Here is a 20165-nt window from a genome sequence, read left to right as displayed (position 1 = left end):
TTCCAAAGCCGAGCATCGGCCCCGAGCCGATAATCAGGATTCCGTGGATGTCAGTCCGTCGCGGCACTTGGAGCCCTCAATAATCCACGAGGCTAAATCTCGAAGTCATCCCCTTCGGATCCGTTTGTCATCCCAACTGACTACCGCCTCCCAAAGTTCTCCATGATCTTCACGAAATCCTCGAACAGGTAGCGCGAATCGTGCGGCCCGGGCGAGGCCTCGGGGTGATACTGGACGCTAAAGAGTGGCAGCGACCGGTGGCGCATGCCCTCGTTCGTGGAGTCGTTCAGGTTGACGTGGGTTATCTCAACCTCGCTTGAGGGCAGGGACTCCGGGTCCACGGCAAAGCCGTGGTTCTGGGCGGTGATTTCCACCTTGCCGGTGAGCAGGTTCTTGACCGGGTGGTTCGAGCCGTGGTGGCCGAACTTCAGCTTGAACGTGCGCCCGCCGAGCGCCAGGCCGCACAACTGGTGGCCCAGGCAAATCCCGAGGATGGGGACGCGGCCGAGCAGGCCCCGAATGGCCTCAATGGCATAGGTGCAAGGTTCCGGATCGCCCGGCCCATTCGAGAGAAAGACGCCGTCGGGTGCAAGCGCGAGAGTATCCGCCGCCGAAGTCTTTGCCGGCACCACCGTCACCCGGCATCCATGGTCGGCGAGCAATCGAAGGATGTTCTGTTTGATCCCGAAATCGTACGCCACCACGTGAAACTTCGAGGGCGTTAACATGGGCAGCCCCGTGCTCAGGTGGAAGCTCCCTTCCGACCAGGCGTAAGGGTCCTTCACCGACACGCCGCTTGCCAGTTCCAGCCCGGCCATGCTCGGACTCGACCGGGCTTGTTCCACAAGCCTGCCCGTATCGCTCTCCAAGGTGGAGACGACACCTCGCATCGCGCCGTGCTTGCGCAGGTGCAGCACCAGGGCGCGCGTATCAATCTCGCTGATGACGGGTATCCGGTGCCGCTCGAGGTAGCCCTGGGCGGTTTCCTGGCTGCGCCAGTTGCTGCTCAGTTGGGAAAATTCCCGCACCACCAAAGCTTCGATGTAAGGCTTGCCCGATTCCTGATCGGCGGCATTCGCGCCCACGTTGCCGATATGGGGACAGGTCAGGACAACAATCTGACCGGCGTAGCTTGGGTCGGTGAAGACTTCCTGGTATCCGGTAAGAGAGGTATTGAAAACAACTTCTCCGGCACGAGAGGCGGCGGCACCGGCCGCCCGGCCGCTAAACGTCCGACCGTCTTCGAGCGCGAGCACGCCGCGGCGTGCCCGCCGGGGTTGGAGCTGGGGCGTCAATCGTCGTCCTGCCAGGCCTTTGAAGCAGCCTCGAATCCCGATTGGTGTGTTCTCGCTTCATGGGCTGCCATTCGGGGTGGTTCGGAGCGCGCCGAACTTGTCAAATGGCCAGTAACAAAAGACCGCTTTGCCGTATATGAACTTGGCCTCCACCGTGCCCCAGACGCGGCTGTCATTCGAGCTCGAGCGGTGATCCCCGAGGACGAAGTAATGGTCAGGCGGAATCCGCGTCGCCGGGTAGGAGGTGGTGTCGTAGAAATCGGGCCGGATATAAGGCTCGGTCAATTCCTTGCCGTTGACCCAAACGTGGCCGCGGCGAACTTCCACCGTCTCGCCCGGCAAGCCGACCACGCGCTTGATGAAAGACTTCGTCCGATCCATGGGATACCAGAAAACCACGATGTCGCCGCGCTGGATGGCCTCAAAGCGATAGACGAACTTGTTGATGAAAATGCGCTCCTGGTCGGTGAGCACGGGCACCATCGAGGTCCCTTCGACCTTGACCGGCTGATAGAGAAAGACAATGATGATGGCGGCCAGACCGGCGGCAACAAAGAGGTCGCGCAGCCAGAAACGCAATTCAGAAAGAAAGGGCCGTGGGGCGGGTGGGGGCGTTGCTGGTGAGGCTACTCGGTTCGGGCGCTCTTCCATCCCCATAGTTTTCGGTCGCTGGTTTTATACCACAGCCTTCTCGACCGAGCAACCCCTCTCTGCGTTGCCCGGCCTCGCCCGACCGTGAGCGGCTGTGTGCCGGATCGTTGCCAAAAAACCGAGAATCGCACCACAATGGATGCCAGGCTCTCTCCACCGGGCAATTCCCTTCTCGCTCTGATCATCCCTGCCTTGAATGAGGAGCAGGCCATCGGCGGCGTTCTGGCCAGCCTGCCACTCGAATGGTTTTCTCAGATCCTGGTGGCGGATAACGGCAGCACCGACCGCACCGCATGGATTGCCGGGAACGCCGGGGCCGAGGTCGTGCGCGAAGCGCGCCGCGGTTATGGCAGCGCCTGTCTGGCCGCCCTGGCCCGGCTGCAGCCGGAGATCGAGATTGTCGTATTCATGGATGGAGACGCAAGCGATGATCCAGCCGATCTGCCGGCAATCGTCGAACCGATCCTGCGCGGCGAGGCAGAGTTGGTCATCGGTTCACGTACGCTGGGCCGGAGCGAACCCGGGGCGCTCACGCGGCAGCAGCGTCTCGGAAATTGGCTGGCGACGCGGTTCATCAACTGGTGTTATGGCGTGCGGTTCACCGATCTCGGGCCCTTTCGGGCGATCCGGCGGGACGCGCTTGAAAGGCTGCGCATGGCCGATCGGGACTACGGCTGGACGGTCGAAATGCAGGTGAAGGCGGCACGGCAGCCATTGCGCGTGGTGGAAGTGCCGGTGCACTATCGGCCCCGCGTCGGCCGCTCCAAGATTTCCAGAACCATCAAGGGTTCGATTCTTGCCGGGATGAAAATCCTCTGGACCGTGCTTCGCTACCGGCTGCTTTCGTAAACGAGAATGGCGAGGATTGCAGCCACGGCTGTCTCGGTGCGAAGTATGGCGGGACCCAGCGATGCCTCCAGGAAACCCGCCCCTCGGGCGACGCTAACCTCCGCGTCCGTCCAACCACCTTCGGGGCCAATCGCCACCGCCGCCGACCTGGCCTCTCTTCCGGCCAACACTTCCTTCAGCGGTTTTGCCTCCGGCGATTCTGAGAGGAAGAGTTTGAGCGGCGCGGAGGCTTCGCGCAAAGCGCGCTCGACTCCCGCCGGGGTCGCAAGCCGGGGAATACGCAACTGTCGCGACTGCTCGGCCGACTCGAGCAAAATCTTTTGCCACCGCCCCAGGCGTTTTCTGGCGGCATCGGCCAGCCCCTTCTGGCTGCGCCCGGCGATGATCGGGATGACCTCGGTCACCCCCAACTCAGTCGCCTTTTCGAGACACCACTCAAACCGCGGAAACTTGATGAGAGAAAGGAGGAGACTGATCTCGAGGCGCGGCTGCTCGACCGGCACGCGTTCGAGAAGGTCGAATTCGATCGCATCCCGCTTCACCGCCGCCACTCGCCCCAGCCAAACGCTGGATTGATCGGAAAGCTCGTAGAGCTGGCCCGTACGGGCGCGCAAAACGCGGCCGAGGTGCTCGGCTTGCTCCCCCTTGAGCACTGCACGGCCGCCTTGGAACGCTTCGACAAAGAATCGGCGGCGCAAATTCTTGTTCCCCGGGCGCTCGAGGCCTATACTGCGGCTGCTCGTCCCGCTCCAGCGTCCCGGCTGGCCGGGACTTGCCACGCGCGGCGCCATTATGCCACTGAACTGCTTCGGCCAAGCTCTTGGCCGCCTCACATTGCTTGCCACCCTGCTCCTGTTCCCGGCCACGGGCCATCCCCAACTGGTTGTGGAAGGTCCGCATCTGCTCGCCCGGGGGCGCTACGAATTTCGCGTTGGCGGAAAGCAGGTTGGTTTCGAAGATTGGAAAACTTTCTTCACCAGGGACAGTTTCATCCTTGCCGGCAACGCGCAGATCACGGAACCAGCCGTAAAGTATGGGTTTCGCTTCACGATGGGCACAGATTTTTCTCCGAAGGAGCTGGACATCGAACTTACCCTGGGCAGCCAGAAGTTGGCCGGCACTTATCAGTTCTCAGCCGAGGAGGCCCATCAGGTAGTGACAAGTTCTCAAAGCCGGAGTGAACGTCGAGTGCGGATGCCGGCAGGTTACAAGGCGGATTTCGGATCGCCGCTGTTCAACTTCCACGCCCTCCATCAACAAAGTTTTGTGCGCGGCCAGCCGAAGATGTTCGATGTCGTCTTGATCTCTTTGCCCACCCTGGTGGCGTCGGCCACCCAGCAAACCTACACCTACCTGGGGAACGAGCCGCTCGACCGCAAAGGGGCGAAGGTGGACGCGCGCCATTTCCGGTTTGAGACCTCCGTAGATGGCCAGCCCTACCTCGCCGAGATCTGGACGGATGCGGACGGCATGCCGTTGCTGATCCGGCGCGGTTCCGGCGCTTCTCTTGAAGAAACAGAACTGGTGCAGATGGAAACCTTGCCGCGGCGCCGAGTGGCACCTTAAAGGCGTACCCCAGCCCGGCTCCGCGAGGATGGGCTACCCGCTTTGCCGGTAGGGCTATCCAAAAATATCTTTCACTTTTTCAAAAAGAGAGCTGTCCCGCTCGGCGGGACGACTCTCGGCCGGCATGGTTTGGCCAAGCTGCTCGAGCAATCGTTTTTGCTCGCGGGTGAGCTTGGAAGGTGTCACCACGCGGATGTGCACAAAGAGGTCGCCGTGACCGCCGCCATTCACTTGCGGCATGCCGCGGCCCTTCAAGCGAAAGATCGAGCCGGTTTGCGTCCCCTCGGGAATTTTTAGCTTCTCCTCGCCGTCCAGTGTCGGAATTTTGATCTCGGTTCCAAGCGCTGCCTGAGGGAACGTGATTGGGATGGTGCAATAGAGGTCGGCGTCCTTCCGCTCGAAAAACGGATGCTCCTCGACGTGGAGGACAACGTAAAGGTCGCCGGGCGGGCTGCCATGCCAGCCGACCTCCCCTTCCCCGGAATAACGCAGCCGGGTGCCGGTGTCCACGCCGGGGGGAATGCGGATTTCCAGGGTGCGCTCCTTCTCCGCGCGACCCTCGCCGCGGCAGCTCGAGCAGGGTTCCGGAATCACGCTGCCGGTCCCCTGACAGGTGTGGCAGGTTCTGGAAATCGTGAAGAATCCTTGCTGATAACGCACCTGTCCACGACCGTGGCAGGTGGAGCAAGTTGCCGGCTTTGTGCCCGGCTGCGCTCCCGAACCCTGGCAGGCGCGACAAATCTCCAGCCGAGGGATCTTGATTTTGGTCTTGAGGCCGAAGGCGGCTTCCCCAAACTTGATTCTCAGGTCGAAGCGCAGATCGGCGCCGCGCTCGACGCGCCCGCGCCGGCTCCCTCCGCCCGTCCCGAACAGATCGCCAAAGCCGAACAGGTCGCCGAAGATGTCGCTGAATTCGTCGAAGACTGTGCTGGAGAAATCAGGGGTCCATCCCGCGCCCGCCGTGCCGACACCGGCGTGGCCAAAGCGATCGTAGGTGGCGCGCTTCTGGGAGTCGGAGAGGATGGCATAGGCCTCGCCCGCCTCTTTGAATCTCTCTTCCGCCTCGTGCTTATTGTCCGGGTTGCGGTCGGGGTGCCACTTGAGAGCGGCCTTGCGGTAGGCCGCTTTGAGCTCCTCGGCCGAGCAATGGCTGCTGGCCTCCAGCACCTCATAATAATCGCGCTTGTTGTTTGGCACTGCTTGTCCCGTTCGGGGGTCTCCTAGTTGATGTCGAGGCGACTCGTTGGCTTGCCCGGTTCAGGCTCCCCGCTGACTTCGGGCTCGGAACTCGGCTGAGGATGCACGGCCACGCGCACCAGGACGGGTCGAAGCACTTTGTGGCGGAAGGTATAACCGCGTTGTACCTCCGCGACCACCGTGTGATCGGGCAGGTCGGCCCTCTCCATCCGCTCCACCGCATGATGATAACGCGGATCGAAACGCTTGCCGGCAGCTTCGATGGCTTTTAATCCGAAGCGTTCCAGGGTTTCCACAAGCTGTTTGAGGATCAGCTCAAATCCCTTCCGGTATTCTTCAGCGCCACCCTCCACCGGGAGAGCCAGAGACCGATCCAGCGCGTCCACCACCGGCAACAAAGCCTCAATTACGCCCGCGGCAGCCAGTTGTCTGGCTTCGGCCACCTCGCGCTCCACTCGTTTGCGAAAATTCTCGAAATCCGCCTGGCGCCGGACGAGCTGGTTCCAGAGCTCTTCCTTTTCCACTCTCAGCTTGCGCAACTGGTCGTCCAGGTTTTCGGCGGCAGCAGCCGGCGCTTCCACGGCGGCTCCCGGAGCTGCTGCCACACCATTCGCTTCAGTCCCGCCCTCGGAACCAACCTGGTCGTTGGTGGTTTCTTCTGGCTTGTGGTTGTTTTCGTTGGCTGACATTACTTGAGCGGGCCTCAATTCTCGCTGAGGACTCGGGTGAAGAACCGGGCCACATAGGAAACCGCGCCAATGGCTCGCTCATAAGGCAAACGGGCCGGGCCGAGGATGGCAACCGAGCCCGGCGTGCGGTCCCCGCAACGATAGGGGGCGCAGATCAGCGCAAAATGTTTCATAGCCGGCGGTCCTTCCTCGAGCCCGATGGCAATATGCAGGGGAGCCGCCGACGGGCCCATGTATTCGGAAAAGAGCTTCAGCAATTTCTCTTTCTGCTCGAGCGCCTCAAGCAGCTCGTGCAACTTCTCCTGATCCTGGAACTCAATCCGGTCGGCCATGTTGGCCCGGCCCTCGAGATAAAGGTCGCCTTGCATGTCGGGCAGCAGAATTCCTCGTTCGCAGAGCAGCACCGCATTTTGCAACAGCCGGTCATACTCCCGCCGCTCGGCTTTCACACGCCGCAGGATCTCAGCGCCAATTGTCTCCAGCGACCAGCCGGCAAAATTTCGATTCAGATAGTTCGCCGTCTCGTCCAACTCCTGCTGCGTAAAGGGCACGTCGCATGTTATGACGCGGTGCTCGACCAGTTTCGACCGCGACGCCAGCACCACCAGAATCCGGCCGTCCGGCAAAAGGATAAAGCGGATAAACTCCAGCACAACCTTCGCCAGCGGCGGTGAAACCACGATGCCCAGGGAATGGGACATGAGCGAAAGCACGTGCGAGCCGCGCTCCAAAATCTCCTCCGTGGTGGTCGCGCTCCGCAATGTGCTTTCAATCAGCTCTTCATCGGCTCGGCTCAGACGGGCCTGCCACGCAACCCGGCCGGCGTAGAAGCGGTAAGCCTGAGCCGTCGGGAGCCGCCCCGCAGAAGTATGGGGCTGGTCGAGCAATCCGTCGCTTCCCAGCTCAGCCATAGCCTTCCGCACCGTGGCCGCACTCCACTCCCGGTGTTGGCCTGCCACCGTAGCCGAAGGTACCGGCTCGCCCGTTTCGATATAGGTGCGCACGATGGCTGCCAGGATTTTGCGGTTCCTCACTTCGTGCTGTGCCGTGCGACCCATAACCTAACTCTATAACTTCCAAGCGATTAGAGTTTCGCCGTGCTGTACGTACCCGCTCCTTCACCATTCTAGCGGCCACGGCAAAAGGCTGTCAAGTAACGGAAAAGAGGCCAGGCTCAGCCGGTGGCTCCAAATCCACCCGTGTCAATCTGCGCCCTCTGTAACCGGCCACTGTAGTCAATGTAGATCGCTTTCCACTCGCTAAAGACATCCAGGGCAGCCACCCCCGCCTCACGATGGCCGTTCCCCGTCTGCTTGGTGCCACCGAAGGGCAGGTGCGTCTCCGCCCCAATCGTGGAATGGTTGACATAGAAGATGCCGGTATACATATCCCGCATGGCGATAAATGCCTTGTTGAGATCCTGGGTGTAGATCGAGGCGCTGAGCCCGTAGGCGACCCCATTCCCGATTTCGACCGCGTGCTCCAACGAGTCACAGGGAATCACGGAGACCACCGGCCCAAAGATTTCCTCTTGGGCCACGCGCATCCTGGGATCGCAGTCGCCAAAAATAGTTGGCTCGTGGAACCAGCCGCGGTCGAATCCCCCGCCGCTGAGGCGGTGGCCCCCGCAGTAGAGCTTGGCACCCTCGCCGATTCCAATCTTCACGTATTCCTCGACCGTCTCCAATTGCTTCTGGTTGACGCACGGTCCCATCTCGGTTTGCGGATCAAGGCCGTTGCCCACCCGCAGCCGCTTGGCGCGCCCGGCAAACTTATCCAGAAACTCGCCATAGACCTTCTTATGGACCACCACGCGGCTGGCGGCGGTGCAGCGCTGGCCGGTGGTGCCAAAGCCGCCCCAGATGGCGCCCTCGACCGCCAAGTCGAGCTTGGCGTCGTCCATCACCATGATGACGTTTTTTCCGCCCATCTCGAGGCAAGAGTGCTTGAACCCCGGGGCGCAAGCTTCCGAGACGCGCCGCCCAACCTCGGTCGAGCCGGTGAAGGAAACTAACCGCACGTCCGGATGGTTCATCAGCGGCACACCCGCTTCACCGCCGCTTCCGGTCACATAGTTGACCACCCCCCGGGGCACTCCCGCCTCGTGCAGCACCTGCACAAAATGAGAGGCGGACAACGGAGTGTCCGTGGCCGGCTTGAACACAACCGTGTTCCCGCAAACCAGCGCCGGGAAAATCTTCCATGACGGGATCGCCATCGGAAAATTCCACGGGGTGATGATCGCGCAAACGCCAATCGGCATCCGCACCGACATGGCAAATTTGTTGGGCAGCTCGGAAGGAACGGTCTGACCAAACTGGCGGCGACCTTCGCCCGCCATGTAAAACCCCATGTCAATCGCTTCCTGCACGTCGCCGCGCGTCTCCAGCAAGACCTTTCCCATCTCGCGCGTCATATCCCGCGCCAGGGCCTCTTTCCGTTCCACCAGCATTTGCGCGGCGCGAAAGAGAATCTCCCCTCGCTTTGGCGCCGGCACCAGCCGCCAGCGCTCGAAGGCTTGCTTGGCGGCCGCAACGGCATCGTCCACGTCGCACTTGTCCGAGGCTTGAAAAAGACCCACCAGTTCGGTGCGCTCGGCAGGATTCAAATTCTCAAAGGTCTTGCCGCATTTGGCTTCCACCCACTCACCGTTGATCAGGTTCTTATAGACTTTCGGCGGCGCCATGATGCCTCCTGAAGGATCGGGTCGTAAATCGTTGACGCAGCGATGAACAGAAAATTGAATCTAGCAAATCAGCGACCCTTGGTCAACGCGAGCCCCGAATGGATCGGAGCGCGTTTCCCAAACTCCCCACGAAGAAAAGATGGCAGGGGAATGGCTGCCGCCGGCCGGTATTCTGTGACACCTGGCGAGGCTGGCCTCCCTTGAGGTAGGTGGGGTGGCCCGCTTTCCCCGCCTTCCGGCGACAGGCGATCCCGCTCTGCCCGATGGCTAGCGCGGCGGGCTGCTTGGGTTGCTCGGACCCGAAGGCGGTGAGGGGGAGGGTTGCGCGGCGGGCGGCCGGGGAGCGCCAGCACCGGCAGTCTCCGGTCCCAATCCAAGTTTGATCAGAGACCGTGCATCGAGCCGGCCCGTCGGCTCAAGGCCGCTCACCTGCTGAAAGCGTTGCATGGCATTGGTGGTTTGAGCATCCCACACGCCGGCCGGCTCGCCTTTCAGGTAGCCTTTTTGAATCAAGGCCGCTTGAATTTCGGTAATGCGCGAGGGGGTCGGCCGTAGCTGCCCCTGGCGACGTTTTCGACGCCATGACCTTTTGCGGCCCCGCTGTTTGTTGATCTTCGCCGTGGCCGTCCCGACGCCTGGGGACGTCCCGCTCCCGGCCGAGCCGGTTTCTTTCACCTGGCTCGCGGCCGATGCCCCTGGTTCCATCCCGCATAGCAGGACAAGGACCAGCGCCGCGAAGAGACAAGCAATCAGAAGCCGCCGCAATCTTGCGCAGGCCTTCATAGGAATCGTCGCACGCCCTCTACTGGCCCTCGGCGGGCAAAGTGCCGGCCAGAAACAGCGTCGTCATTCGCCCCTCCGGCCCGCGCCGCTCGACGCGGAACATCGCGTCGTCTCCGGGCCGGAGCGAGCGCTGGATGCGGCGAAAATCCGCCTGGCTGTCGATCGGCTGTTGATTGAACTCGACGATGATATCGCCGCGCGCCAGGCCAATCTCATCAGCAAAGCTTCCTGGCTCGACGCCCACCACTGCGACTCCGTGGGGTTCGCGCATGCCGAGCTGGCTGGCAATCTCCGGAGTGACCTCGCCCAGCCGGAGACCAAACGCCGCCGCCTCCCCGCCCTGTTCCGGCAGCGCCCCGCCAGGCACACCCGCCACCTCGGGAAAGATCTTGGCGCGGTCTTCGACCGCCACCCCTATTTCACTTTCTTTCTTCTGCCGAACAACGCGCAAGCGAATCGTCTCGCCGATGGGCGTCGCGGTAATCTTGTTCACCAGCTCGTCGCCGGTGCGCACCGCCTGACCGTTGAATCCCGTTACCACATCCTGAACCTTCAACCCGGCGCGTTCGGCCGGGCTGCCGGGCCGGACCTCACTGATGACCACTCCATAGGTCACGCCAAGCTGGCGCAAGAGCGCGGGATTCTCCGAGTCGGCGGCCCGGAAGGAAATCCCGATCGAACCCCGCACCGGCCGGCCGTATTTGATGATCTGGTTGTACACGCTGATGGCTATGTTCGACGGCAAGGCAAACCCCACGCCCTCAAATCCGCGCGTCTGCGTGATGATGGCGGTGTTGATCCCGATCACCTCGCCGGCCAGATTGACCAGCGGGCCGCCGGAATTGCCGGGGTTGATGGCCGCGTCGGTTTGCAAAAACCTTTGCAACTGGCCCCCGCCGGCCACCACCCGGTTGTCGCGGTTCTTGGCGCTAATAATGCCGGCTGTCATCGTTGCCTCGAGGCCAAAAGGGCTGCCGAAGGCAAGCACCCAATCGCCGACGTTCACGCCCTCAGAATTTCCCAGGCGGGCTGTCGGCAAGGCTTTGCCGGCATCAATCTTGATTACGGCCAGGTCGGTTTCGGCATCGAACCCGATGACCTTGGCGTCGTACAGCTTGCTTTCCTCATAGAGCCGAACCTGAATCGTGTCGGCCGCCTTGTTGTTTCCCTGGGTAATCACGTGGTAGTTGGTGATGATCAACCCGCTCTTGTCCACAATCACGCCCGAGCCGAGACTCCGCTCCGGCCTCGGTTCCATGTCGAACGGGCCGAAAAACCGATCGAAGAAATCTTCAAAAGGCCCGCCCTGACCGGGTGCCGGCCGCCGCCTTGGTCGCCGCTGCGGCAGCGATCGGGTGTTGATATTCACCACCGCCGGCTCAACCGCTTTGGCGATCTGCCCGAAGGTCGAACTCATTTGGACGGGGCTCGGCGCCGCCAGCGGCGATGCCCCGGGTACTCCGCCCTGCTCCCGCGCTGCCCGCGCGTTATGGGAAATCACTGTCCCAATCAGAATACCCACCGCAAGTGTGGCAACCACCAAACCTGCCGAGAAGACCTTGCGCCGGCGCGCCCAGGTCAGAATTTCATGCCAGGGGAAGTTCATCGGGCCTCCAAAGGTAGTCCAAAACCCAACAATTATATCATCCTGCCGCCCACCCGTCAGGTACCTAGACGTTGCCTTTCTGCCCGGGTGAGCAACGTCTCTTGAAGCTTGGACGTTGGGCGGGCAGTCGCGGTTGTATTACGGGTTTCGTTCCTCGGGCTGGATGGGGGCTGGCGATTCCACCGCCGCCGGCGCAGGGCCTTTCAACTCAGCCAGCAAGATGCCGGCCAGAATGAGCGTGGCCCCGATGGTAGCCCGCCCTCCGAGCCGCTCCCCGTAGAAAATATAAGAAGTGATCCCCGCAAAGACGGGCTCCAGGCTGAAAATAATCGCGGTGTGCGTCGCTGAAGTGAATTGCTGCGCCCAGACCTGCACCGAGAAGGCGAGGGCGGTGCCAAGAATCCCGGTAATGGCCAGGGCCAGCAAAAAATCGTGGCCCGGCCGCAAGCGCGGCGCTTCCAGACCCAACAGCGAAGTCGCCGGCACCAACGCGCTGGCCAAAAGCGCCCCGGTCACGATCTGCCCCAGCGTGAGCCAGGCGGTCGGCATCTTCGGGCTGTAGCGCTCGATGAGCACGATGTGCCCGGCAAACGCGCATGCCCCGGCAAGCGTCCAGAGGTCGCCGCGATTGACGCGGAACGGCCCGGCGGGGATGGTCAGGAAATAGAGGCCCAGCAAGGCCACAAAGACACCCAACCCGGTCCAACGGTTGATCTTTTTTCCATAAAAGGCGGCGACCAACAACGGAACCAACACCACCGAGAGACCGGTGATGAATGCCGATTTCGAGGGGGTGGTGTAAAGGAGCCCGGTCGTCTGGCAGGCGTAACCCACGATCAGGAAGAAGCCGATTTGCGACGCGGCCAGCAGGGTCTCGCGCTTTGCCCCGCGAAGCTGGCGGTGAAAAATCAGGGCGAGCAGCAGGCTTGCCAGGGCCATGCGGCTGGCCAGAAACACGAACACAGAAACGTCGGCCAGCGCATTCTTCACCACCACAAAGGTGGAACCCCAGATGAAGGTGATGATGACAAGAGAAAGGTCTGCTTTGGCTCGCTTGCCCATGCTCATCCCGCAGAGCGGAATGCGCGGGAGTGTATTCACTCTTGTGACCGCGTGCAAGCCCGCCCAAGACAATTGGAGAAACAACGCCGAAGTGTCTCTGGCGGGCAAGTCAAGCCGCACATCGGCGTGGCCGGGCGAGTCCCGTTCCAACCATTTCGCACGGGACGGGAGCCGTTTGCTTGACGGCCGAGTATCGTGAGTGTAGGTTGGTTTTGGAGGAGGGAACGATGTCGGCAAAAGGCCTCACTTCCCTGGCGGTGCTCGCCCCGATTCTATCGGGGCTCGCGATCGCTTGGTCCGGCCTGGCGCAATGCGCCGCCCTGCCACAAGCGAGCGAGCCTCGCCCCAAAGGGGCCATCGCGCAGGCCAGCAAACCAGCCAAGCCGGCAGCTCCCAAGTCCGCTGCCCCGCGCTGGGTGGAGCTTCGCAGCCAAAATTTTGTCGTGGTCAGCGATTCGACCGTCGCTGCTGCCGCGCCGGTAGTGCAAAACTTTGAGCTGGCGCGGGCCGTCTTCCGAAACCTTTTTCCAAACGCTCAAGTGAATCCAGGCCGGGCGTTTGTGATCTATGCCTTTCGCGACGGGCGCGGCTTTGCCGACCACCAACCCGCTGAACTCGAGCCCTCCCTCCGGCGCTCCGGCTATTTTCGCCGGGAAGAGGACAAGCACCTCATCGCTCTTCGACTGGATCTAGCCGAGCCTTTTCGCTCGGTGGTACACGAGTACAGCCATCTGCTCGTGGCGCTTAACTATCCCCATGCCCCACAGTGGCTCAACGAGGCCATCGCTGAATTTGTAACCGCGGCTCAGCTTGCCGGCGGCAAACTTCGCCTCGGCTTGCCCGTGCCCCATCTGCTTCGCGCCCTCCGCGAGCATGACTGGCTGCCGTTGGCTGAAATCGTCAAGGCAAGCCGGAATGCTGACTTTTTCAAAGAGGAAAAGAAAGCGGAACGTTTTCGGGCGGAGAGCTGGATCCTTCTCCACTACCTCGAGCTGGGCCAACTCGCTTCCCGCCTGCCTCACTACCTGAAGCTGTTCGAGCGCGGCGAAGACCCCGAGGAGGCCTGGCGTCATGGCCTCTCCCTCGACCTGGATGCCCTCGGTCCCATCCTCCAGGAATATGCATTCTCAGGCAAGCTGCCATCGGTCGAGCTTCCGGTGAGCGCAATTCCCCCGGCAGAAATCCTGGGGAGCCGAGAGCTTTCGCCGGCCGAAACGCTGGCCTATCGGGGCGACTTGCTTGCCCACATCGGCCATGGCGATGCCGCCGGAAAGCTGCTGCTCGAGGCCATTCGGCGTGATGGGAAATTGGCTCCCGCCTTTGCCGGCCTGGGTTTGCTCGAATTTCGCCGGCAGAACTGGGAGGATGCCGAGCGTTACTTTGCTACCGCCGTCGGGCTCGATGCCGCAGACTACCGGGCACACTATTTCTATGCCGGCGTCTTGATGCGGCGTCCACCGCAAGCTGACGAAACACCGCGAGAGCTGCGGGAAAAAGCGGCAGTGAGTCTCGGTCGCGCCATCGCGTTGAACCCGGAGTTTGCGCTCGCCTATGACTCGCTCGCTCGCGTCTATCGCCTGCTGGGCAGGCCGGAGGAGGAATATGCCCCGCTCATCGAGCGCGCCGCCGCCCTCGACCCCGCCGACGTGACCCTCCAGATCAGCCTGGCCCAGTTGCGGCTTTTTGAGGACAAGCTGCTTGCCTCGCGTGAGGTTGCTCAGCATGCCCTGGAAATCTCCCATACGGAGCGGGATCGCGTGCTGGCGGAAAGTTTCCTCGACATGGTGGAGGAAAAAATTCGCGAACCTCAGCCTCCCACGCCGCGCCTGGTCATGCGCTCGGGCGCCGTGAGCGACGAGCCTGGTCCCGTTCCGCCTCCACCGCTCCCGCCCGGCGCCAAAAAATCCTACACCCCGCCGCCCGAACCTCTGCCTCAACTCGGTCGCCGCGAAGGACTTCAGTTACCCGACCCGAAAGTGCCCACGCAGAGCACCCTCTGGGGCACAATCGAAGCAGTGGGGTGTAAAGGCGAATTCACCCTCTCCGTAAAATCGCAGGACGTGGTTGTTCGCCTGCACGCCGGCGACCCGTCAAAAGTTGAATTTTTTTCGCGCGATCCCGCCACCTTCGCCGAAAGTTTCAACCCTTGCGCTTACACCGGCGGCTACGTCCTGGTGGCCTACCGCCAGATCGCCGAGCCCGCAGAATGGGACGGCGAATTGATTTCTGTGGAATACTTCCCGCCCCGAGTCTCTGCGAAAAAGAAAAGATAGGCCTCTATTGCGTCTTGGCGCTGCTCGCCGAACCGTTCCTTATTTCTCTCTCGTGGCTGTGTGCGGCAGTGAAGCTCAGTTTTCGATTTCGGCCAGCGCCAGAAGGGTGAGAAAGATGCGCTGCAAGCCGAGCTCGCGGCCGGTTGGGTCGTACCACTCGCCGGGCGAATGAGACTGGCCGCTGCGGCCCCCGCCGCCCATCGCCAGCGATTCGATGCCCAGCGACAGCCCCAGATTGGCGTCGGTCGAAGAGCGTTGCTGGCGGGCGCGGTTGCCAAGCGCTTGATCCACGGCGAGCAGCATCCGGAGCAGATGCGAATTCTCCGGCAACTCCCCGCCCGGACGCGCGCCCATGACGCGAAAATCGGCTTCGAGCGTTACGTTCTTTCGCGTCGCCGCAGCCGATTCTTCGTCCATCCCCCGGCGCACCGCTTCTCGCAAGGCCGCGAGCACACCGTCAATCTCCGCTTCGGACTCGGAACGGATGTCCACTTTCATCGAAGCGGAATAAGGCACCGAGTTGACGGACGTGCCGCCGCGGATTTCGCCGATGTTATAGGTGGTTCGGGGGCTCGTAGGAGGCCTATACACCGAAAAATAAACGACGGCGCGGGAGAGCGCCTGAATCGGGTTCGGCATGCCGAAGTCGGACCAGCTATGCCCGCCGGGGCCGTTGATCGTTATCTCGAGCCGGCGGCTCGGCAATGCCTTGGTGGTGATGGTGTCGGTCTGGGCATTGTCGATGACAATGGCATAGCCGAACCGGTCGCGGTAGGTTTCCATCAATTGGCGCATGCCGCGCAGGTTGCCTTCTCCCTCTTCGCCCGTATTGGCCGCTAACACAATCGTGGCCCTGGTGCGAATTCCGCTCGCTCCGAGGGCGCGGGCCACGGCGATCAGGGCAGCCAGCCCCGCGCCATTGTCGCCAATGCCCGGAGCCATCAGTCTCGTTCCTTCACGGCGCACCGTCACGACCGTTCCCGGGGGGAAAACCGTGTCGAGGTGAGCGGAGAGGAGAATCACTCGCCGCGGGTCGGCCCCGCGGCGTTCTGCCACGACGTTGCCGGCAGAATCAAGCCTCGCCTCGTAGCCCAGAACGCGAAACACCTGCTGCATGTGCTCGGCTCGTCGAGCTTCACCAAAGGGAGGAGCAGGGATTTGCGTGATCTGGATTTGCTGATCGGTAATCCACTGCCCCTCGGCAGCAAAGACTCGCAGGCCCCGGCTCACCCGCGGATTTTCCAGCAGCGCGCGAATGGAGGTTTGAGTCGTGCTTGAAGCGGATGCCTGCATGAGGAGGAGCGCCCCCAAAACGCCCCAAAACCATGTCAGCCCGGTCAGCAAATGGTTTCGCTCACTTGCCCGCCCGCGGCAGGCAGAAAAGAGTTCTCGGACGCCCAGTGCCATAGGGAACAGGCCCGGGCGGCTATTCTCGCGCGCGGACGGAGGCGCGAGTCCCCTCGCCGCACAGAATCAGGACTTCCTCCTCCGTCAGCAGGCGCGGCGATTGTTTGGCAGCGGCAAAAATCCGCTCCACCACTTCTTCGGTAGCCGGTATGCCGCGTTTCTCCAGCCAGTAGATGACGTTCGATTTTCCGCTCATCGGCCCAATCTCGATGACCTGCTCCAGCCCGAAGAAGTGCGAGGGCACGCCGGAATAGACCGAGTTGGCCAGCAGCGTGTCGTTCTTGCGAAAGGCCTTGATGATCGCGGCCGCATGCACTCCGGTGGCAGTACGAAAGGCGTCTCGTCCCACCACCGGATAATTGGCCGGGATCGGGGTGCGGGTGGCGCGAGAAACCGCCAGGCAATAGTCGCGCAGGCGGGAAAGGTCCCGGTCAATCAGCCCCATCAACTTGAGATTCACGAGCAGCAAATCCATGGGAGCGTTTCCGACGCGCTCGCCGAGCGAAAGCGCGGCGCCATGCACCTGGTCAGCGCCTGCCGCAATGGCTGCCAGGCTGTTGGCAATGGCCAGGCCGCGGTCGCAGTGCCCGTGCCAATCTACCCGTACGCTCTTCCCGCTCCTTCCCACCACTTCTTCAATGACGAATTTGACCAGGTTGTATGCGCCCTGCGGCATGGCATGGCCCACCGTGTCGCAGATGACGATGGCGGAAGCGCCGCCATCGAGCGCTGCGCGGTAAAGCAACTTCACTGTTTCCGGATCGGTCCGTATCGTGTCCTCGGTGACATACATCACCGGCAGCCCCAGCGAGCGCGCATACTTGACCGCCTTTTCGGTCGTCCGAAGCAGATGATCCACCGTCCAGTCTTCGGTGTAACGCCGGATGGGGCTCGAGCCGATAAATGTGGCCGCTTCAATGGCCATGCCCGCTTGCTCGGAGGCTTCGGCAATGGGCCGTATGTCCGCTTCGATCGTGCGCGCCGCGCAGTTCGGCCGGATCTTCATCCCGGCATCGCGAATTTCCTTTGCCAGGCGGATCACGTCGGCTTTGGCCCGCGGGCCTGCCCCGGGCAGGCCGATGTTCACTGAATCAATCCCGAGCGCCTCCATCAGATGCAGGATTTCGATTTTTTCTTCGATGGTAGGATCGTGGACGGAGGGGTTTTGCAGGCCGTCGCGGAGCGTCTCATCGTCCAGCATCACCCGCCGGCCGCGCGGAATTTCTGGCTGAGCGACGGTGTTCCAATCAAAGATCAGTTTGTCGTAGTCCACTTACCCTCTGCCACCCGAATCCCGAGGCTTCGGGATCGGGACGCATCAGTCGCAAAGGTTCGGGGCACCGCAACCTGACCCGGCGCTAATAGCGGTGCACGTAAGACCTCGGCAGTTCGTTCGGGTCAGGCTTATAAAGTGTTTGACAGAATTCGCACCGATAGACCTCTGCGTTTTTCCCCAGCAGCTTGGCGACCGCTTCGGGATAGGTATACCAGCGCTTCAGGTGGCCGCAGCAAAGTTTTCCCTTCTCGTTTTTTTCGTCGCAGGCGCGCTGGCGCGGTCGCTTGATTTTGATTTTCGGCGCAGCCGCGGTCATTTGCGTTACAGTGTCAGCCATGGTCGTCTCGGTCCTGAGCCCTCCCGCTCAAATCCGGTCGCCGCGAAACATGGCTCGCAGCGAACCGCGAATCCCTCGCACACGCATTCCCCAGGGGCGAGCGAAAACCATCTGCAAGAAGGCGTCGGCAGCGTCCAGCAGCGCCCGGCTGTAACCATACCACCAGGCCTTGTGCACGCCGGGCAGCCGCTCCACGTCAATGTATTTTACCTGAACCATTTCCAGCAATCCAAGGCGCGAATGGGTCCGGCCCATGCCGGAGTTGCGCCGGCCGCCATGCGGAGCTTCGCAAATGCCGTAGTAGCTGGCCACATCGTTCACCATCACCGCCCCCGCCACCAGCCGCCGGGCAACCTCCTCCCCGCGCCGGCTGTTCCGCGTCCAGACGCTTGCTGCCAATCCAAACGAACTGTCGTTCGCTCGCTCGACTGCTTCTTCGACATCCTCGACCGCCTGGATGGCCAGCACCGGCCCGAACGTTTCCTCCTGCATCACTTTCATCCCATGATCCACGTCCACGACCACGGTTGGCTCAAAGAAATATCCGCCCAGGTCAGGCCGGCGTTTGCCGCCGCATGCGATCTTGGCTCCTCGCTTGACCGCGTCCCGGAGCTGCTCTTCGACAATCTCGATCTGCCGCGGCCGGATCATGGGGCCCATCTCGGCATCCGGGTCGAGGCCGCTGCCGAGGCGCAGGCGTTTGGCCTTGGCCACGCAAAGGGCGATGAACCTGTCCGCCACCGGTTTTTCAACGTACAGTCGCTCCACCGATAAGCACGCCTGGCCGCAGTTGGTGAAACCGCCCCACACAGCGGCGCTGGAGGCGATGTCCAAATCGGCGTCGGCGAGCACGAGCATGGCATCTTTGCCGCCAAGCTCCAGCACGCAAGGGATCATCCGCTTCGACGCCGCTTCCAGAACTTACCTGCCGGTGCGAACGCTCCCCGTAAAAACAATCTTGTCCGGGCCCGCCTCGACCAGCGCCGCGCCGATGATCCCATCGCCCGGCACGATCTCAAGCAAACTCTCCGGCAAGCCAGCCTCAGCAAAAAGTTCGGCCACAAGCATCGCCGACCACGGCGTGAACTCCGAAGGCTTGACGACCACCGCGTTGCCGGCAACCAGCGCCGGGATGACTTGCGTCATGGGGATCGAAAAAGGAAAATTCCACGGCGAGATGATCCCCACCACGCCCCAGGGTTCGTGCCGGAGATAGCCGCGCTTGGACTTCACCGCCAGGTTATGGTGCGGTACCCGCTCGTCGCGCAAAAAACGGGCGGCACGCCGCCGGTAGTACTCCGCCGTATCGAGTGCAACCATCACCTCCGCCATCAGCGCTTCCATTTTCGGCTTTCCCGCTTCTCGAGTGATGATCTCGGCAATCTCGTGGCGCCGGCGGAAAAGAATTTCCGCCAGTTGACCGAGCACCCGGCAACGCTGCTTGACGGGCGTCGCGCCCCACTTCGGCTGTGCCCTTCGAGCGCGCTCGACCGCTGCCCGCACGCCAGCCGGCTTGGCTGCCTCAAATTCGGCAATGACCTCTCCCGTTGCGGGATCGATGGAAGCGAGCTTGGTTGCTACCGGCATAGTTCCGGATACTCCACTCCGACCAGAACAAGTCCCCTTGCCGGGACGGTCGGCCCGGCTTTTGTCCGGTCGCGAGATTCGAAAATCCGCGCGATGTCATCCACCGTCAATTTCCCCTTTCCCACCTCGAGCAGCGTTCCGATAATCTTGCGCACCATGTGGCGCAGGTAGCCTTTGCCGCGCGTGACGTAGATCAGCTCCTCGCTGAGGTCATCGCGCATCAGTTCCGAACGGTAGATGAGGCGGACCTTGCTTCGTCCTTCCTCACCCTCTTCCTCGGAAGCGGAGGCGAACGACGCGAAGTCGTGCTCGCCTTCAAAAAGCTTGGCCGCCCGCTTCATCGCCTCCTCATCCAGGGGAAACGGGTAGGGATAGACATAGCGGTACTGGAAGGGCGAACAGACGCGGCCGCGAAAGATGCGGTAGTGGTAAGTTTTCGCCAGGGTGTGCCAGCGGGCATGAAATTCCATCGGCACCTCCTCCACCCGCAAAATCCGAATCGTGTCCAGCAGGAGAGAATTCATCGCCCGTTGCAAGTTTTCAAGAGGGATCATGGAGCGCGTCCGGAAGTGGGCCACCTGGCCCAGGGCGTGCGCGCCGGTATCCGTCCGGCCGGAACCCCACACCATGACCTTTTCATCGGTGATTTTCCGGGCGACATCCACGATCCATCCTTGCACGGTAGGCAGGTTCGGCTGCAACTGCCAACCGAAAAACTCGCTTCCGTCATAAGCGATCGTGAGCTTGATGTTGCGCACGCTGTTCTTCCTGGCCTTTAGCAGGATGCTAAAAAGGTTTCCCCGTCATTCCGATCCCGCTCTGCGGGAGAGGAATCTGCTGGTGCCTCGTCCGCGGCGGAGACAAAGCATCCGCCGCGGCGGACTCGGGTCGGCCAGAGTAG

Annotated in this window: 16 protein-coding genes and 1 pseudogene; 3 read left to right on the top strand and 14 right to left on the bottom strand. The window is 62.1% G+C overall.

What is annotated here, in order from left to right; all coding sequences use genetic code 11:
* Nucleotides 1-140: 140 nt before the first annotated feature.
* Together carA and lepB are read right to left on the bottom strand one after the other, a co-directional pair.
* Nucleotides 141-1295 carry a glutamine-hydrolyzing carbamoyl-phosphate synthase small subunit gene (gene carA / locus VIH17_11005; protein HEY4683759.1) on the bottom strand — a complete coding sequence of 385 codons (1155 nt, stop codon included), beginning with the start codon at nucleotides 1293-1295 and terminating at the stop codon, nucleotides 141-143.
* A gap of 57 nt (nucleotides 1296-1352) precedes the next feature.
* Nucleotides 1353-1946, bottom strand: coding sequence for a signal peptidase I (gene lepB / locus VIH17_11000; protein ID HEY4683758.1), 594 nt, complete (start codon nucleotides 1944-1946; stop codon nucleotides 1353-1355).
* 135 nt (nucleotides 1947-2081) lie between these two features.
* On the opposite strand from lepB, the gene VIH17_10995 reads away from it, so the two are divergent.
* A complete protein-coding gene (locus tag VIH17_10995; protein ID HEY4683757.1) occupies nucleotides 2082-2795 on the top strand; it encodes a glycosyltransferase family 2 protein in 714 nt (237 codons plus the stop codon).
* Here the strand turns inward: VIH17_10995 and VIH17_10990 are convergent.
* A complete protein-coding gene (locus VIH17_10990) occupies nucleotides 2777-3586 on the bottom strand; it encodes an RsmE family RNA methyltransferase (protein HEY4683756.1) in 810 nt (269 codons plus the stop codon). The two genes, VIH17_10995 and VIH17_10990, sit on opposite strands and share 19 nt — an antisense overlap.
* A gap of 1 nt (nucleotide 3587) precedes the next feature.
* Here VIH17_10990 and VIH17_10985 point away from each other — a divergent pair, with 1 nt between their 5' ends.
* Nucleotides 3588-4361, top strand: coding sequence for a hypothetical protein (locus VIH17_10985; protein HEY4683755.1), 774 nt, complete (start codon nucleotides 3588-3590; stop codon nucleotides 4359-4361).
* A gap of 54 nt (nucleotides 4362-4415) precedes the next feature.
* Here VIH17_10985 and dnaJ read toward each other — a convergent pair whose 3' ends face one another.
* The 6 genes from dnaJ to VIH17_10955 all read right to left on the bottom strand — a co-directional run bounded on the left by dnaJ (nucleotide 4416) and on the right by VIH17_10955 (nucleotide 12423).
* Nucleotides 4416-5558 (bottom strand): molecular chaperone DnaJ, encoded by a 1143-nt coding sequence (gene dnaJ / locus VIH17_10980; protein HEY4683754.1) that lies wholly within the window; start codon nucleotides 5556-5558, stop codon nucleotides 4416-4418.
* A gap of 23 nt (nucleotides 5559-5581) precedes the next feature.
* Entirely contained in the window at nucleotides 5582-6247 is a 666-nt protein-coding gene (locus VIH17_10975) for a nucleotide exchange factor GrpE (protein ID HEY4683753.1), read from the bottom strand.
* A gap of 14 nt (nucleotides 6248-6261) precedes the next feature.
* Nucleotides 6262-7305 carry a heat-inducible transcriptional repressor HrcA gene (gene hrcA / locus VIH17_10970; protein HEY4683752.1) on the bottom strand — a complete coding sequence of 348 codons (1044 nt, stop codon included), beginning with the start codon at nucleotides 7303-7305 and terminating at the stop codon, nucleotides 6262-6264.
* Nucleotides 7306-7421: 116 nt separating this feature from the next.
* Entirely contained in the window at nucleotides 7422-8933 is a 1512-nt protein-coding gene (locus VIH17_10965; GenBank protein HEY4683751.1) for an aldehyde dehydrogenase family protein, read from the bottom strand.
* Nucleotides 8934-9735: 802 nt separating this feature from the next.
* The gene (locus tag VIH17_10960) at nucleotides 9736-11322 is read right to left on the bottom strand and encodes a trypsin-like peptidase domain-containing protein (GenBank protein HEY4683750.1); all 1587 of its coding nucleotides are present in this window, start codon (nucleotides 11320-11322) and stop codon (nucleotides 9736-9738) included.
* Nucleotides 11323-11460: 138 nt separating this feature from the next.
* The gene (locus tag VIH17_10955) at nucleotides 11461-12423 is read right to left on the bottom strand and encodes a DMT family transporter (protein HEY4683749.1); all 963 of its coding nucleotides are present in this window, start codon (nucleotides 12421-12423) and stop codon (nucleotides 11461-11463) included.
* Between the two features lie 188 nt (nucleotides 12424-12611).
* Here VIH17_10955 and VIH17_10950 point away from each other — a divergent pair, with 188 nt between their 5' ends.
* Nucleotides 12612-14657 (top strand): hypothetical protein, encoded by a 2046-nt coding sequence (locus tag VIH17_10950; protein ID HEY4683748.1) that lies wholly within the window; start codon nucleotides 12612-12614, stop codon nucleotides 14655-14657.
* Between the two features lie 75 nt (nucleotides 14658-14732).
* On the opposite strand, the gene VIH17_10945 is transcribed toward VIH17_10950, so the two are convergent.
* The 5 genes and pseudogenes from VIH17_10945 to truA form a co-directional block, all read right to left on the bottom strand.
* Nucleotides 14733-16064: a M20/M25/M40 family metallo-hydrolase gene (locus tag VIH17_10945; protein ID HEY4683747.1), complete on the bottom strand. Its 1332-nt coding sequence runs from the start codon at nucleotides 16062-16064 to the stop codon at nucleotides 14733-14735.
* 19 nt (nucleotides 16065-16083) lie between these two features.
* Entirely contained in the window at nucleotides 16084-17337 is a 1254-nt protein-coding gene (locus tag VIH17_10940) for a LeuA family protein (protein ID HEY4683746.1), read from the bottom strand.
* 85 nt (nucleotides 17338-17422) lie between these two features.
* Nucleotides 17423-17677, bottom strand: coding sequence for a hypothetical protein (locus VIH17_10935; protein HEY4683745.1), 255 nt, complete (start codon nucleotides 17675-17677; stop codon nucleotides 17423-17425).
* A gap of 27 nt (nucleotides 17678-17704) precedes the next feature.
* Nucleotides 17705-19264: pseudogene (locus VIH17_10930) on the bottom strand (aldehyde dehydrogenase family protein).
* Nucleotides 19255-20022 (bottom strand): tRNA pseudouridine(38-40) synthase TruA, encoded by a 768-nt coding sequence (gene truA, locus VIH17_10925; protein ID HEY4683744.1) that lies wholly within the window; start codon nucleotides 20020-20022, stop codon nucleotides 19255-19257. Before truA ends, VIH17_10930 begins: the two are co-directional and overlap by 10 nt.
* Between the last annotated feature and the right edge of the window lie 143 nt (nucleotides 20023-20165).

It is taken from the genome of Candidatus Acidiferrales bacterium, assembly GCA_036514995.1.
Classification (GTDB): Bacteria; Acidobacteriota; Terriglobia; order Acidiferrales; family DATBWB01; genus DATBWB01.
The sequence above is the reverse complement of the archived record's forward strand: the minus strand, read 5'-3'. Positions and strand labels throughout refer to the sequence as shown.